Source organism: Candidatus Viridilinea mediisalina (genome assembly GCF_002532535.1).
GTDB lineage: Bacteria > Chloroflexota > Chloroflexia > Chloroflexales > Chloroflexaceae > Viridilinea > Viridilinea mediisalina.
Genome location: NZ_NQWI01000026.1, coordinates 18,509 through 34,679, shown reverse-complemented (window position 1 = coordinate 34,679; position 16,171 = coordinate 18,509). Strand labels below are relative to the sequence as shown.

At 56.4% G+C, this 16,171-nt stretch carries 13 protein-coding genes; 11 read left to right on the top strand and 2 right to left on the bottom strand.

Annotated elements, in window-relative coordinates; genetic code table 11:
- From CJ255_RS08000 to CJ255_RS07950, 11 genes are all read left to right on the top strand, one after another.
- Positions 1–1,245: a glycosyltransferase family 4 protein gene (locus tag CJ255_RS08000; RefSeq protein ID WP_097643563.1), complete on the top strand. Its 1,245-nt coding sequence runs from the start codon at positions 1–3 to the stop codon at positions 1,243–1,245.
- Positions 1,242–2,147 carry an SDR family oxidoreductase gene (locus tag CJ255_RS07995; protein ID WP_165774615.1) on the top strand — a complete coding sequence of 302 codons (906 nt, stop codon included), beginning with the start codon at positions 1,242–1,244 and terminating at the stop codon, positions 2,145–2,147. Before CJ255_RS08000 ends, CJ255_RS07995 begins: the two co-directional genes overlap by 4 nt.
- Positions 2,148–2,162: 15 nt before the next feature.
- Entirely contained in the window at positions 2,163–3,314 is a 1,152-nt protein-coding gene (locus CJ255_RS07990) for an MraY family glycosyltransferase (RefSeq protein WP_097643561.1), read from the top strand.
- 484 nt (positions 3,315–3,798) lie between these two features.
- On the top strand, positions 3,799–5,712 hold the full coding sequence (locus CJ255_RS07985; RefSeq protein ID WP_165774614.1) for a polysaccharide biosynthesis protein: 1,914 nt from the start codon (positions 3,799–3,801) through the stop codon (positions 5,710–5,712).
- Positions 5,713–7,065 carry an O-antigen ligase family protein gene (locus tag CJ255_RS07980; RefSeq protein ID WP_097643559.1) on the top strand — a complete coding sequence of 451 codons (1,353 nt, stop codon included), beginning with the start codon at positions 5,713–5,715 and terminating at the stop codon, positions 7,063–7,065.
- 87 nt (positions 7,066–7,152) lie between these two features.
- Entirely contained in the window at positions 7,153–8,145 is a 993-nt protein-coding gene (locus CJ255_RS07975; RefSeq protein ID WP_097643558.1) for a lysylphosphatidylglycerol synthase transmembrane domain-containing protein, read from the top strand.
- A 243-nt stretch (positions 8,146–8,388) separates the two neighbouring features.
- Positions 8,389–9,177 (top strand): WecB/TagA/CpsF family glycosyltransferase, encoded by a 789-nt coding sequence (locus tag CJ255_RS07970; RefSeq protein ID WP_097643557.1) that lies wholly within the window; start codon positions 8,389–8,391, stop codon positions 9,175–9,177.
- Between the two features lie 108 nt (positions 9,178–9,285).
- Positions 9,286–10,686 carry a sugar transferase gene (locus CJ255_RS07965; RefSeq protein ID WP_097643556.1) on the top strand — a complete coding sequence of 467 codons (1,401 nt, stop codon included), beginning with the start codon at positions 9,286–9,288 and terminating at the stop codon, positions 10,684–10,686.
- A 2-nt stretch (positions 10,687–10,688) separates the two neighbouring features.
- Positions 10,689–12,083: a glycosyltransferase family protein gene (locus CJ255_RS07960; protein ID WP_097643555.1), complete on the top strand. Its 1,395-nt coding sequence runs from the start codon at positions 10,689–10,691 to the stop codon at positions 12,081–12,083.
- Positions 12,080–12,769: a hypothetical protein gene (locus CJ255_RS07955; RefSeq protein WP_097643554.1), complete on the top strand. Its 690-nt coding sequence runs from the start codon at positions 12,080–12,082 to the stop codon at positions 12,767–12,769. Before CJ255_RS07960 ends, CJ255_RS07955 begins: the two co-directional genes overlap by 4 nt.
- Before the next feature lie 265 nt (positions 12,770–13,034).
- Entirely contained in the window at positions 13,035–14,405 is a 1,371-nt protein-coding gene (locus tag CJ255_RS07950) for a GumC domain-containing protein (RefSeq protein WP_165774612.1), read from the top strand.
- 131 nt (positions 14,406–14,536) lie between these two features.
- On the opposite strand, the gene CJ255_RS07945 is transcribed toward CJ255_RS07950, so the two are convergent.
- Both CJ255_RS07945 and CJ255_RS07940 read right to left on the bottom strand, forming a co-directional pair.
- On the bottom strand, positions 14,537–15,385 hold the full coding sequence (locus CJ255_RS07945; protein ID WP_097643552.1) for a hypothetical protein: 849 nt from the start codon (positions 15,383–15,385) through the stop codon (positions 14,537–14,539).
- Positions 15,378–16,142, bottom strand: a complete 765-nt coding sequence (locus CJ255_RS07940) for a LamB/YcsF family protein (protein ID WP_097643551.1) — start codon at positions 16,140–16,142, stop codon at positions 15,378–15,380. The genes CJ255_RS07945 and CJ255_RS07940 overlap by 8 nt, the downstream gene beginning before the upstream one ends.
- Between the last annotated feature and the right edge of the window lie 29 nt (positions 16,143–16,171).

The following is a 16,171-nucleotide window of genomic DNA, read 5'->3' as shown; positions in this document are numbered from 1 at the left end:
ATGAAGATTGCGGTCTATTCTCACTACTTTACCCCAGAAATCGGCGCACCTTCAGCACGTATCTACGATATGAGTCGACAATGGGTTAGTTATGGTGATCAAGTTGAGGTTGTAACTTGTCTGCCTAATCACCCAACCGGAACGCTCTATCCTGGTTATCGGCCAGCGTTGCGGATGTTTGAGCAGCTTGATGGGATTGGAGTACACCGGCACGTAACCTATATTACCCGCAACAGCGGGTTTTTTAAGAAGACTCTGGGCCATATTTCATACCTTCCCGGGGCGCTGTTGGTGAGCAATCGCCATGTAAGCCGTCCTGATGTGTTAATTGGCTCCTCACCTACATTTTTTGCGGCTATCGCAGCAGCACTCAGTGCTGCCTATTGGCGACGGCCCTTTGTGATGGAGGTACGCGATTTGTGGCCAGCAGTCTTTATTGAGTTGGGTGTCTTACGCAACCGAACCATCATTGCTGCACTTGAACGGCTTGAACTCTGGTTGTACCGACAGGCTACACGGATTGTCACGGTGAGTGAAGCTTTTCGACGCAACCTGATCGAGCGGGGGGTGCCGAGCGAGAAGGTCTCCACGATCCCCAATGGAGCTGATATAGCCTATTGGCAACCTCAGCCTGCTCCCGAAGCATTGCGTCAGCGCTTACAGGTCGATGGACAGTTTGTGGTACTATACAGTGGCGCTCATGGTATCTCACAAGCACTCGCTGCGATCATTGCTTGCGCTGAACGTCTGCGCGAACAACGCGACATCACCTTCCTGTTTGTTGGTGAAGGGGCAGAAAAGCCTGCATTAATGAGCTTAGCCCGTGAACGCCAGTTGGATAACGTTCGCTTCTTAGAACCAGTCACCCGCGATGAGGTACGTGCCTTCTATGCGCTTGCTGATGTCTGCTTAGTTCCCTTGCGTAACATCCCCCTGTTTGAGTCCTTCATCCCCTCCAAAATGTTCGAGATCTTGGCAATGGGACGCCCGCTTGTAGGGAGTGTCGCTGGTGAGGCGGCTGAGATTTTGACCCGATCCGGAGGGGCGCTGGTGGTACAACCCGAGGATAGTAATGCAATTGCTCAGGCTATCCAGACACTCTACACCCATCCAGAACAGCGCCAAGAGTTAGGTATGCGCGGTCGTGCCTTTGCCCAAACACATTATAGTCGAGAAGCGTTGGCTAGAGCATACCAACACCTCTTGTCTGAAGCGATACAGGTATATTCACGGAAAAGCTGTTGAAAGTTCTGATTACAGGTGCTACCGGATTCACCGGTAGTTTCGTCGTCACACGCATGCTCGAACAGGGCAATGCTAAGATACGCTGTTTTGTTCGTCCACAGAGTGATTTGAGTAGTCTACCTAAAGATCAGATTGAATTGGCATATGGAGATCTGAATCAACCTGAAACATTACGGCAAGCTCTGCTTGGGATTGATATATTGGTGAATCTTGCTTCATTAGGCTTTGGTCATGCCCCGCAGATTGTCGCAGCAACACAAGCGGCAGGGGTCAAGCGGGCGATCTTTATGAGTACAACCGCGATCTTTACAACCCTCAATGCAGCAAGTAAGCATGTACGGGTAGCAGCCGAAGCAACGATTCAGTCGAGCAGCCTTGATTACACTATCCTCCGTCCGACCATGATCTACGGGAATAAGCGTGATCGGAATATGGTGCGCCTGATCAACTATTTGCAACGCTGGCCAGTAATACCAGTCTTTGGGCGTGGTACCCACCTACAGCAGCCAGTCTATGTTGATGACCTGGCCCGCGCCGTGGTAAGGATCATTGACGAGCCACGCACGTTCAGGCAGAATTACAACTTGCCAGGACAAATGGCTTTGACGTACAATCAGGTTATTAGTACTATCTGCCATCAACTGCAACGCAAGGTTTACCGCCTGCACATGCCGACCCAACCCGTTATTCGGTTACTGCTGTTGGTTGAGCGTTTCGGGCTCCGCCCACCGCTTAAGGCCGAACAAATTATGCGTCTCAATGAGGACAAGGCTTTTGACTACAGTGAGGCTAGCCGCGACTTTGATTACCAACCCCTCAGTTTTAGCGAAGGTATCCGGCAAGAGATGTTGAGTCTTGGCCTCTACCCTAACCCTATGAATGAGCAATCACACGTTCGATAGCCTGGTGAAGAGACTATGCCTAGCACCATGATCCAATTGCTTTTGTTGCTCACCATCGCCCTCCCCGCCACCTATTTCATGGTCGGTGCGGTGGCGCAATGGGCTCGACGCCGTCTGCTGGATGTGCCCAACGAGCGTAGTTCACATAGTCAGCCGACTCCGCGAGGCGGTGGCGTTGCAATTGCGAGCCTCACGCTGCTAGGGCTCTGTGTTGCTCCTGTATGGCATGCGGAACTCGCGAGTAGTACGCTATACATGTGCCTCGCTGCCATGCTCCTGATTGCTGTGCTTGGTTTTGTTGATGATTTGCGTTCACTTCCGGCTGGGTTGCGCCTGGGTGTGCAGTGCCTCGCTGCAGTACTCGTACTCTGGGCCTCAGGTCTATTCGTTACGAATGCGCCAAGCGCTTATACGTGGGTTATAGCCGCTCTGACGCTGGTTTGGTTGGTGGGCTTGACCAATGCGTTTAACTTTATGGATGGCATTGATGGCATCGCTGGGGCACAGGCTGTTGTCGCGGGGCTGGCTTGGTTTGGCTTTAGTCTCGCTGGTGGACATACCTGGCTGGCTGTTTTGAGTGGGTTGCTTGTGATGACGAGCTTGGGTTTCCTAGGTCATAACTGGCCCCCGGCACGCATCTTTATGGGTGATGTGGGTAGTACCTTCTTGGGTTTTAGCTTCGCGTTGCTTCCGTTGTTCTTTGCAGTGCAAAACCCAATTGGCCTCGATTTCTATGCCTGGCTCGTTGTAGGAGCCCTCCTCGTCTGGCCCTTCATCTTTGATACTGGCTATACGCTTGTTGCTCGTATCAAGAGGCGTGAGCGCATCTTTGAGGCCCATCGCAGCCACCTCTATCAGCGTTTGGTGAAGGCTGGTTTCCCCCACCAGAGCGTGACGCTGCTCTACACTGCCCTGAGTGGGCTGGGTGTCATGACCGCAGTTCTGCTCATAAATTTCGCTACCCCGATAGCTTGGCTGGCTCTGCTGTTTCCACTGAGTGTGGCCGTGGGTCTGGTGTTCTTTGTCCACCATGTGGAAGCACAAACCGCTGATGTGGTGCGCCAGCAACGCGTGGAGCGCGGGCGGGTTCGCTTGGTTCAACCGCGAACTGATCATTTGGTTGAACAGAAGCCCCAAGTTTCGCTTCAGGCTGATCGTTCTTCGTAATGCTAATGACCCTATGGCCCGCAGCCTAGTGTCTAGTGACCCGTGAGAAACGGTGTGAGCGCCGCCGCGCGGTGGCGCGGTGGCTGAGCTTGTCGAAGCCCTGCGCCGCCGCACCGTTTGTTTCTCATGAGCGCAGTAAAGCAACTCTTTTGAGTACCACAAGAGCCCCTTCGCCGCGCTCCGAGTGACTATGTGGTTAGGTTCAATCGTAAGTGATATAAAAATTGCGCTGACATGCGAGGCTTAACACTATAGAATACTCTATTCCCTGCATCTCTTGGGCTCATAGTGTGGTACACTACCCAAGATGAAACGAAGCTGTAACGAAGCTGACTCCACGCTGAGTTTGCGGGCATGGGAAGCGTGTGTTCCTATGCTTTGATTAGCCCACGTTGGGCTAGCGATCAGGAAGCTTGGTGTGTTGCTGCAAAGCGATACGCTCGGTGGGCTGGTCGTTCCTTGCCTATAGTTTCGTGAGATGCATATGAGACATTGGCGCAATCGCTATCTGCTCTTCCTCGATCTGATTTTGGTGCCTCTTGCGATCTATGCCGGCTTGCTCCTGCGGCTCGAGCAGTTTACCGTCGCTCCGTTTAGCACTGGTTTTTTTTCCTTTAGTGCGTTAGCTACGGTGTTGACAACCCTGCTGATCTATCAAGGGCGTTTGTATCGCCAGCATTGGGGCTATGCGTCGCTGGGTGAGTTGTTGCGGCTTGGACGTGCGGTTACCCTTGCGCTGGTGCTTGCGACGCTGCTCCAGTTGCTGGCCGCTTCGCTGCAGCCGCTCTTCGCTCTGCCCCGCTCGCTGCCATTCATCGCTCTGCCCCTCGTGCTAGGTGCGATCCTGAGTTCACGTCTGCTGCTGCGCCTCTTTCTGCGCCGCGCACGCCCCACCGCAAGCTTGGCCCATGAGCATAAGGTCTTGATCATGGGGGCCGGGGCCGCAGGAGCCTTGATGGTGCGTGAATTGCAGGGTAATCCGCAGCTTGGCAAGACGATTGTGGGGCTGCTCGACGATAATCCGCAGTTACATGGTATGGCGATCCATGGTGTTTGGGTACTCGGTGATCGCTCGGCAATCCCGCGCCTGGTCGAGACCCACCACGTGCAACAGGTGATTATTGCGATGCCACGGGCATCAGGCAAGGCGATCCGCTCGATTATGAGCATCTGTGCCGATGCTGGGGTCGAAACCTTGACGATGCCGGGGCTCTATGAGTTGCTCGATGGTAAGACCCAGGTGAGTCAGATTCGCCATGTTGAGATTACTGATCTGTTGCGCCGTGATCCGGTTGAGACCGATTTGGAGAGTGTGCGCCAGTTGATTACTGGTGAGGTGGTGTTGGTAACTGGAGGCGGTGGTTCGATTGGCAGTGAACTCTGTCGCCAGATTGTGCGTTGCCATCCCGCTGAGTTGATTATTTTGGGCCACGGTGAGAATAGTGTCTTTGAGATCCAACAGGAACTCCAACGTTTGGTGAGTCAGCAAGCCAATGGTCCGAAGATTCGGGCGGTGATCGCTGATATCCGCGATGGTCAGCGCATCCATAGCCTGATGTGGCGCTACCGTCCGAGCCTCGTCTTCCATGCCGCAGCCCATAAGCATGTGCCGCTTATGGAGCTTAATCCGATTGAGGCGGTGAGCAATAATATCCTCGGGACGCGCAATCTGCTTGATGCGGCGATGAATATGGGCGTTGAGCGCTTTGTGATGATCTCATCCGATAAGGCGGTCAATCCAACTAGTGTCATGGGGGCAACCAAGCGGATTGCTGAGATGTTGGTGCATCAGGCGGCTGCAATGAGTAAGCGCCCTTTTGTGGCCGTGCGCTTTGGCAATGTTCTGGGTAGCCGTGGCAGTGTTATCTTGACCTTTAAGCGCCAGATTGCCGAGGGTGGCCCGATTACGATTACTGATCCGGAGATGCAGCGCTATTTTATGACCATCCCCGAAGCGGTGCAGTTGGTGCTGCAAGCCGCAGTACTCGGTAAACAGGGCGAGGTCTTCCTGCTCGATATGGGTGATCCGGTTAAAATTGTTGATCTCGCCCGCGATATGTTGCGCCTCTCCGGACTTGAGGAGGGGCGTGATATTGATATTGTCTATACCGGCTTGCGTCCAGGTGAGAAACTCTTTGAGGAACTGTTTACTAAGAATGAACGCTACTGCGCCACGAGCCATAAAAAGGTCTTTATTGCCGAACGGGCAAGTAGTAGCGAGCAGGAACATCTCTTTGATCTGATTACACAGTTGGAGCAAGGGGTGCAGTTGGATAACGAGCCAGCGCTGCTGCATACGATTAGTGAGTTGGTGCCGGAGTATCAACCGCCCCAGCCCTTGCTCGCGCCCCATCAGCCTAAGATTGTGCCCATCTTGGCCTCGAAGCGTTCTGGTTAGATGGAAACGACCCAACCTTCAGATCTTCGCCCGACCTCATCTTGGCGTCTTTGGGCGCAACGGCTGCTTGAGTATCTCACCTATCTCTTCGTGCTTGCCGTGGCGGTGAGTGTCGTCAGCGAATGGCTCTTGCCTGCGGCCTTGCTGGTGGGGGTAGGCTACATGGTGACCCATCTGCTTGCCTATGGGCGTTTGGTGCCCAAGACGCTGGCTGATGGGGGCGTTCTGGTTCTCGCGTTGATGGCGTTGCTCTCCCTGGCAATTAGCGCCTTTCCTGAGCTTACCCGCCCCCAGGTGAACCGTCTTCTGGTTGGGATGGTGCTCTACTATGCGCTCGTGCGCTGGGCCGACCACCCGCAACGCTTGGGTTTGGTCTATCTCGGCTTCGTGGCCACTGGCTTGCTCTTGGCGCTTGGTGCTTTGATCAGTGTAGATTGGTCAAACCATAAGCTCTTTTTTTTGCCTGCCGATCTGACCAGTCGTTTGCCCCAACTCACCTCAGATAGCATTAATCCCAATGTGATGGCGGGCTATTTGGCGCTGCTTTTGCCGCTTACGGCTGGCCCTTTGTTGTTTGCCTGGAGTAGCTTGGGGCGAGGGCTCCGCACTGGGCTTATGCTCGCCTTGATTGTTATGCTCACGATCCTCCTCCTCACCCAGTCGCGGGCGGGCATTATGGCCGCCGCGGTGGCACTGTTGGTGCTGCTGGCCCTGCGCTGGCGCTGGTGTACACTTGGCCTTGGTTTGCTCGCTGGTGCTGGGTTGCTCAGTGTTGGTTTTGGTAAACATTATGTAGTGTTAGACTTCTTAGGTGCCAATGTTTCCCTGGGGGGCTTCGCTACTCGTCAGGAACTCTGGTGGCGCGCATGGTGGATGATCCAGGATTTCTCCTTCACTGGCATTGGTATGGGCGGGTTTGCTCAAGTAACCGAGTTGCTCTACCCGTTGTTTCTTTCGCCAACAAGTCAACCCCATGCCCACAATCTCTTGCTGCAGGTGGCGGTGGATCTGGGCGTACCCGGCTTGGTGGCCTATCTGGCCACCTTGGGGGCCGTGGTGCTCATGGCTTGGCGCGCCCGCCAAGCCTTGACCGCAGAGCCCTATTTGCGCGGTTTCGCTAGTGGCCTCTTGGCGGCACAGGTAGCCCTGCTAACCCACGGCATCTTTGATGCGGTCACCTGGGGGATGGTACGCCCTGCCGTGATGGTCTGGGCGCTTTGGGGCGCAGCGGCGGCGTTGTGGTTGGTGGCTGAGGGCGGGGTTCGGGGAGGGCTCGCCCTCCCCGAAAACTCCTCGCACCATCTGGAGCATCTGGAAGGGTGTAAGATGCTGTCTGAAAAGTCCATGAACTGACGTTGGAGTGCCGGCTTCAGCCGGCTAAAGCCGGCACTCCAACGCGTGCCCACTAGCTTTTCAGACAGCTTCTAAGAGAGATACCCTGTGACCAAACGCTGGTTCAACATCATCATAGGAGCCGCCATTAGCCTCCTGGCGCTCTACTTCGCCTTTGTGGGCGTAGATTATCAGCGTGTCTGGGCGAGCCTTGTGGCTGCCGATGGTCTCTTTGTGACCGCAGCACTGCTGAGTGTGTTGCTTAATAATTGGGCCAAAGCGGTGCGCTGGAAGTTGTTGATGGGTGAGCGTGGGGCGCAGGTGCCGTTAACCCAGGCGTTGCGCCTGCACTTGGTTGGCCAAATGCTCAACCATCTCTTGCCGGCGCGCGCTGGCGATCTGAGCCGCATCTATATGGCGGGTGAGTTGGGGATTGCGAAGAGCTTCATTTTGGGCACGGTGGCAATTGAGAAGGTCATAGATATGGTCTGCTATGTGCTGATCTTCTGCTTGCTGCTGCTGCTGATGCCCCTGCCTGACTGGGTGAGCCAACCGGCCTATCTGTTGGTCTTGCTAACCAGTGTGACCCTGCTGGTCTTGGTGGGCGTGCTGCTTACGCGGGGGCAGCAGCAGCGTTTGGTTGCGCGGCTCGGCGCTTGGTTGCCAGTAGGAGTGCGCGAGCGTGTGACGCGGCTAGGTGTGAATCTGCTGGCAAGCCTGCAAGTCTTGGCCGATAGCGGCCAGCAACTGCGGCTGGTGGGTTGGTCGCTCTTGATCTGGCTCACGGCGGCGCTAACCAACTACTGGACATTTTTGGCTTTGGGGCTTGAGTTGTCGCTGGTGGCAGCAATCTTCCTGCTCTTTGTGCTGGTGGCCGGGATCAACATTCCCTCTGCGCCAGGGCGGATCGGCCTCTTTCAATATCTCTGCATCTTGAGTTTAGCGGTCTTTGGAGTTGCCCAAGAGGCGGCCTTGAGTGTTGGGGTGCTACTCCATGGTCTCGTCTATTTGCCGCCAATTGTAGCGGGGCTCACTACGCTTTGGCTTTCTGGGCAAGGCGGAGGATCGATGCGCCTTCCCGTTGCAAAGAGTGATGAGTGACGGCTTCGACAGGCTCAGCCAACGCGCTGCGCTGTCCCCCTGCGGTGGCTTCGACAGGCTCAGCCAACGCGCTGCGCTGTCCCCCTGCGGTGGCTTCGACAGGCTCAGCCAACGCAGGGGAGAAAATGCCAATGCTGGTGCTTGCTGCTATACCACCAATTCCTCTGTGTTCTCTGTGCCTCTGTGGTGAAAAACTCTGTATCTCTAAAAAATCGCCTCGTCTCTGTATCCTCATCCTCACATATGAACAACCCATCACCTAATTCTGCCGCGCCCCCTCTGCCTTGCCCAATTGGGCAACTGGCGGTGCATCCGTTACAGCTCGAGGAATTACTCGGCTGGCTAAAGGCCGCATTAGCGCAACGTGAGCAACTGACGGTCTTCTATGCAAATGTGCATGCGGTGAATCTGGCGCAGGATGATGCGCTATTTCGCGCAGCATATGCACAAGCTGATCTCGTCTTTTGCGATGGGCAGGGGTTGCGTTTGGGTTCAGCGCTGTTGGGTAGACCGTTGCCCGCCCGTTTTACCCCGCCAGACTGGATTGATCAGTTGATGCTGCTCTGTGCCAACCAGGGCTACCGCGTCTTTCTGTTGGGTGGGCAGCCTGGTGTAGCAGCGGCAGCGGTCGCACGTTTGCACCAACGCTACCCAACCTTGACGCTGGCGAGTCACCATGGGTATATTCTGGATGACCCACATGAAGCAACCATGGCGCTGGCGGCGCTTGGTTCATTTACACCGGATCTGTTGCTCGTGGGCATGGGTATGCCACAGCAGGAGCGCTGGATTGCCGCACAACGCGAGCAGTTGGTCGCGCCGGTGGTGATGAGTGTGGGAGCCCTCTTCGACTATTTGGCCGACACGGTGCCCCGTGGCCCGCGCTGGCTGACCGACCATGGCTTTGAGTGGTTGTGTCGGCTCTGGTACGAACCACAACGACTTTGGCGGCGCTACCTGTTGGGCAATCCACGCTTTTTCGCGTTGGTCTTGCAACAGTTGGTGCGGGAACGGCTGAAGAAGGTTGGGTAGGCACTGCTTGCCCGATCCTATGCTTAATGGTAGACTAAATCGTCCGGCAACCACGTTTGACTACAACGAAAGCCTTATCACCCTAGCGTGGGGCGCAAGGAATGTTCTATGCTTGAACGTCTATGGGCACGCTTGACTGGCAGCGTGCTCTTTTGGGATCTCTGGTTGACCCTTTTTGCATTGTGGTTCTCCTCCTCCGTGCGCTTGTGGGTTGATCTTGGCTATGATCTCACGGCGGAGCATGTACATGTTCCTTGGCCGCTCTATCCGGCAGTAGCGTTGATCTGGGGGACTATTTTTCTGATCCTCAGGCCGCAGCGCGCCCTCTTTACCAGCGGAATGGTAGAGGCATTGGGGCGCTTGGTGGGTGCAGTGGTACTCTCCTCAGCCAGCTTCGCGGGGCTGCTCTACCTTTCGTTCCGCGATATATCACGCCTCCAGTTTATCTATTTTGTACTGCTCAATCTTGCGCTTTTGCTACTCTTCCATCTGGTGGTGCGGGTGGTGGTACGTATGCGCCGCCAGGGTAGCGAGCAGCACCGTGTGCTGGTGGTTGGTGATGCACTGGCGGGGCAGCAGTTAGCAACTGAGTTTGAGCGCCGTGCTTGGGCGGGCCTCAAGGTGGTGGGCTATGTTAGCGATCAGCCCCATGTGTACAGTTGCTTACCTCACTTGGGCTTGGTTGATGATCTGCCGCAGATTGTTGCCGAACAACAGATACATGAGGCGATCTTTGCCTTGCCACCACAGCAGCATGAACGGGTCGCCCGGCTCTCACTCGAGTTGCTGAAGCAGCCCGTGATGCTGCATATGTTGCCGAGTGTGCTTGATCTAACCTTTGCGCGCACGCCGGTAACAATGATTGGTGGGATTCCGCTAATTTCGCTGCGCGAGTCGCCTTTTACGCCGGCACAACGGGTGTTGAAGCGCATGGTTGATCTCGTGGCTAGTGGGCTGTTGCTTGTGCTGCTTGCGCCGCTATTTGTCGTGCTGGCGCTCCTGATTAAGCTAGAGTCGCCAGGGCCGATCTTCTTTTGGCAGGAGCGCATCGGTGAGTATGGGCGGCGCTTTAGGATGATCAAGTTTCGGAGCATGTATGTTGATGCGGAAGATCGCTGGCACGAGGTGGCCCACCGCGACGAGCATGGCCGCTTGATCCATAAGGTCAGTGATGATCCACGGGTGACCCAAATTGGGCGTAAGCTACGCCGCACCTCGCTCGATGAACTGCCGCAACTCTTGAATGTGCTGCGCGGCGAGATGAGCCTAGTAGGCCCGCGCCCCGAAGTACCCTACATTGCGGCAGAGTATGAGCCGTGGCAGTGGCAGCGTTTTCAGGTGCCGCCAGGGATCACCGGCTGGTGGCAGGTCAATGGGCGGAGTGATCGCACGATGCATCTGCATACCAAAGACGACCTCTACTACATTCAGAATTACTCCTTCTGGCTCGACCTCCGCATTTTACTCAAGACCTTGCGCGTCGTCTTGCGGGGCCAAGGGGCCTATTGAGCATGGCTGCCCAATGGAATGTATGGAAAGCTGAGTGGGCAGTCATAAGTTGGCTGTTGCCCCTAGCTCTATTGCACGGCCTGCTCTATCTGGCGCTTGTCCCGCCATGGCAGCACTACGATGAGCCATCCCACTTTGAGTATGCAGCCCAGATTGCCGCTGGTGAATTTGAGGCACCTGGCCCACAAGCGGTAGGCATCAGCCATGCGATTGCGGTCTCGATGTATCGTCATGGCTTTTATCCCCCAGGTGAGCATCCAAACATCGAGGAAGCTCGACGTATTCGGCTCGGCTACAATCAGCGTGTGCATCCGCCGCTCTACTATAGTGTTGCCGCAGTACCGCTTGGCTTCTTGCAGGATCGTTCGGTGGAGTTGCAGCTCTATGGGGCACGCATGGTGAGCTTGGTGCTCTATGCGCTCTCGGTGCTGGCGGCGTGGCGTATTGCGGTAACCTTGCTGCCCGATGAACCATTGATGCAACTGGTCATCCCGCTGTTGCTGCTCTTTACCCCTACTTTTGCCGACCTTATGACCGCAGTCAATAGCGATGTGCTGGTCAATTTTGCCGCGCTCGTGTTGCTCCTGGGTTGTGCGCGGCTCTTGCGCGATGGTTTTCAACCGATGGGCTTGCTCTTAGCGCTCTTCGGTTTGGCTGTAGCGTTGTTCACCAAACGCACCGCAATTCCTATGCTTGTCCCTTTTGGGCTTACCCTGCTCTGGGCTGGTTGGCGCCAACCGCTACCGTGGCGCATTTGGTTGCCCACAGGTTTGAGCTTGCTGGCTGGTGTGAGCATAGCCAGTTTCCGCTTCGAGCGGGTTGAGGGGGCCTTACGCATCTTGCCGCGTGATTGGTTGCTTGAATTCGATCGCAACCACCTACGTATCTACCTTGATCGGTGGCTCCTCTCGGTCGCAGATTGGGAACTCTCGGCACCAATCTACCCTGAGGTGGTGCGGGTGATGTTTGAGAGCTTCTGGGCTCGCTTGGCATGGGGCCATATTAGCTTGGGCGCTAGTGTTGACCTCATGGCGCGGATGCTAACCGTAGCAGTCTGCATCGGCCTCTTGGTGCGTGGATGGCAATTGCGCGGGCAATTACCTCTGTGGCAACAGCGTTCGATCTGGTTATGCTTTGCGATGGTTTGTGTGGCATGGTTTGTAACGATTATGCATGTGCATCCACTGCCGCCCTACGGACAATGGCTCCACATCCCGCGTGGGCGCTATATGTTCTGGGCAATCTTGCCCCACCTCTGGCTCTTGGCGTTAGGCTGGCAGGGGCTCTTTCCACAACCCTGGCGCAGATGGGCTACCATCGGGTTATTATTGCTCTTTGTGGGTCTGAGTAGCTTTGCGTGGAGTAGCGTGCTAGTAGATTTCTACTATCTAACATGATACGTTCCTATTGGTTTCCATTGGTCATAGGGTTATTGATTGTGCTGACCAGCGCGGCTATGCTTGCAGCGCTACAGCCGGTAGCGCAGCCAGGTGCAGCGCTCGATGGAGTAGAGTTGCTCGCTTTAACAGAGGTGACACAGCTTGAACAGCGGATCATGGCTGAGGGCGAGTATCTCGTGGGCCTGCGTTTGGGCTTAAAGGTTGATCCGTTGGCAACAGAATTGCCCTTGCGCCTGCGCCTGCGCCATGAGGGTGGCTTGCCGCGTGACCTCATCAACCTTGAGGTGCCCTTGGGGGCCACTGAACAGGGGGTGTTGGAAGTTCGTTTTGCACCAATATTCACCCGTGCAACGCTCCATACCAGCAGCCCGACGCTCCAATTGATCCTAGAGCCACCCCCGTTGCCTGAGGGGGCGGATGTGCGTATCCTGGTGAGTCGCCAGACCGAACCCCATGGATCGGTCGTCGTCAATGGTGAGCTTGATCCCATCTTTGCGCTCGCCTTCACCCCCATCTACCAGCACCAGCGCCTCGATGCGCTCTGGCCAGTTTCGCGCATGGCTGCCCAGCGCCCAGGGCCACTCGGCTGGCCGCCCTTCTACCCGCTGCTGGTAGGAAGTTTTTTGGTTGCCCTTATGGTTGCGCTGAAGCATGTGCTGTTGGTGAGTAGAGAGTCTGGGTGAAAAATATTGTTAGCGCGAAGAAGCCCTGGGCTGCGCCGCTTGGCTTCGACAGGCTCAGCCAGCGGCGCGGTGGCTGAGCCTGTCGAAGCCACCGTGAGGTCGCCTGCCAGCCCAAGGCTTGTTTGCGCTAACAACATCTTATGTTCTTCCATGTTGGCGGCTTCGCCGCCAACATGGAAGAACATAAGATTGATTGACGCCCCCCTAACCATCTGCTACAATCGCTACGACATTGATGCTGCGCTTTTGGAGGTTGATTATATCCATGGACGATGAGATCGATCTGCGGCCTTGGTTGTTGGCCGTACTGCGCCGCTGGCGCTTTGTGATCAGTATGGCGTTGGTACTGGCTTTGTTGGCCGCAAGTGTGGCGATTATACGCCCACGAGCAGATCAGGTTACTGCTCAGATCTTGATTTTGCCCGGCGGCTCTGAGGTGTCACTTGATGAGCGCTTCACTAGCCGTGATGCGACCCTTTCAACGAATGTCATAGCTCGTAATGATGCCTTGACAACGCTGGCACTGAGTAGTGAAATGGTTCAACGGGTGGCACGTGAGCTTGGGGTGGAGTTGGAGACCTCTGAAGATGTCACGGAGTTGTTGAAACAGATTGAGGTTGAGGCCAACGGCGATCTGATCACGATCACTGCGTCGGGTGAGGATGAAGCCGAGGCGTTGGGGTTAGCTGAGGCTTGGGCACGCAACTTTGAGCGTTTGGTGCTTGAGACCTATAGCCGTGATGCGTTGCTCACCCGTTTGGTTGATGAGCAGTTGGCGGTGGCTGAAGCGAATTTGGCGACCCAGCAGGCAACGCTGGAGGAGTTTTTGGCCCAGAGCCGCGTCTACGAAATTGATCGTCAGCAGAAGACGCTGCAAGGCTTGGTTGATGGCTCGCTTGATGCCGAGCGCTCACTCTATTCCGCCTATGCCCAGCGCACCCGTGAGATTGAGGTGATTCTGCAGGATGCCCGTACGGTGCGCGAGCAGTTGCAGGCGGGTTTGACGGATGAGTTGGCGAGTTCGCTGGCACTCCTGTCGCTGCGCGCCCGTTCGAGTAGCACGTCGTCGCTGCCGCTGCAACTGCTCGTTGATGATGTCGCGGCCATCACCAATACGCCCACGACGGTGGCTGAGCTTGATCGCCTGATTGCAGCCATGGAGGGCCAACGCACTCGTTTTGCGACTGAGCTTGAGCGCATGGCTTTGGTGATCCGCAGCGGCGAGACAGGCTTGGTAGGGCTCGATACGGCTACGATTCAACAGTACCAAACTCAGTTGGCGGGCTTGCGGAGTGAGTATGAGCAATTGCGGGCCCAAGAGCGCCAGTTGATCCAGCGGCGCGATACGGCGCTCTCTTCGGTCAATTTGCTGCGCACCAAGCTTGAGGAGCAGCGGATTGCTGAGTTGACCTCACAGCTTTCGGTGCGGGTGATTAGCCTGATGCCTGAAACACCGCGTTCACTCTTGGTTAGCTTGATTCTTTTTGGTGGGGCGGGTTTGGTGCTTGGAACTATGGGTGGTATCTTTGTTGCTTTGAGCCAGGAGGCGGTGTTGCGCTTGCGCCAGAGTATGGTCACGGCACCTCCTGCTACGCCTGCCCCGGTAACGCGACGTGAGCCGGTAACGAAGTCGTAGTAAGCACGTTAGAGGCTGTCTGAAGAGTCTATGAACTGGCGTTGGAGTGCCGGCTTTAGCCGGCTAAAGTCGGCACCCCAGCGTGTGCCACATCGTGTGGAACGACACTGAAGCCCTTTTCAGACAGCTTCTTAGACCAACAAGCTTACCCACACCCCCAACAGGCCCAGCGCCAGCAGTAGTTGCCCACGCTGTAGCAGCTTGGGGGGCAGGCGGAGTAAAGCACCAAGCAGCAGGGCTGCACTAACAAGGGCCACCAGCGGGAAGATCCGCCCCTGCCATGCGTTAGGTAGCCATGCTGCTCCGTAGGCCGCCAGTAGCGCTATCAGCGGTAGGCAGGCAATCAGCAGTAGGCCCAGGGCCCGTAGCCGTGCGGCTAGGCTCCGTAGCTCGCCGTCGAGCAGGGGCGGTAAGCTGGTGAGCCAGAGGGCTGTGCCCATGAGCATGAGGATTTGGCGGGCCATGGGTTCGGGCCAAGCTAAGAGGCGACTCAGGCCAAGACCACCAGTTGCTTCGCTCCAGCCCCAAGCGGCAATCAGTAGCGGCCAGTAGGCGTGGAGTAGGTCATTCCGTGTGGGTTGCCGTTGTAGCCATATGCGTGGCCATTCGAGTAGTGCAAGGGCGACAATGAGGTCGAGGCCGTAGGGAAAGGGGCGGGCCGGCGCTAAGGGCAAGAGGCTGACGACTGCCAGTGGTGGTACGGTAGCAATGATACCAATTACCCTTGAACATGCCGCATTATCAAGAACGCTAAAGCCCATTGGAGCGCCATGTTCGCCAATCTGCAATCTGCAATCTACAATCGTAAATGGTATGATGCGGTTGGGCTGCCAGGTTGCCTCAGGTTCCAGGATGAGCGCACGAGCACAGTGGCGTAACCACATGGCGAGGAGCCACGCGGCCACGAGCGCAAAGATGCCCCCTGGATAGAACAACAAGCGCGGCCAAGCTAAACCAAGAGCCCCAAGTAGTTCACCCATGCTGCAATCCGCCTACCGCCACCCCCGCTGCCTCCAATTCACGGCGTAGGAAGGCGGCACGGGCAGCGGCAGCGGGGGTGTCACCGTGCAGGCAGATGGTCTCGGCCTGGAGTGGAATCAGGCTACCATCATAGGTGCGCACCTGGCCTTCACGCACAATCATCAGCGTCTGGGCAAGATTCTGGGCATGGTCGAGGATTACTGCCCCCGCAAGTTGGCGCGGACGTAGGGTGCCATCCGGCTCATAGGCCCGGTCGGCAAAAGCTTCACGCGCCACCACGAGCCCGGCAGCGCGTCCCACTTGCTCTAGGGCCGAATTGGCCAGCGCCACCAGAATCAGGTTGGCATCAAAGGTCAGCACCGCTTCAACCAACGCATGGGCTACGGTTGGCGTCACGGCAGCTTGGTTGTAGAGCGCCCCGTGGGGCTTGACATGGTGCAAACGCACCCCCTCGGCCTTGGCCAGCGCTGTCAACGCTCCCAGTTGGGCCAAGATACTATTGGTAAGCTCGTCGGGGCGCATGGGCAACACGCGCCGCCCAAAGCCATGGAGGTCGGGAAAGCTAGGGTGGGCTCCGACATTCAAGCCCAAGGTATGGGCCAGACGCAGCGTGCGACGCATCGTATCAGGGTCGCCCGCATGGCCACCGCAGGCAATATTGGCCGAACTGACAGAGGGCAGCAGCGCCGCATCATCACCCATTGTCCAGGGGCCAAAGCCTTCGCCACAGTCACAGTTGAGGTCAATTGTATCCATAGATTTGGCTCAATTATACCATTATGGTA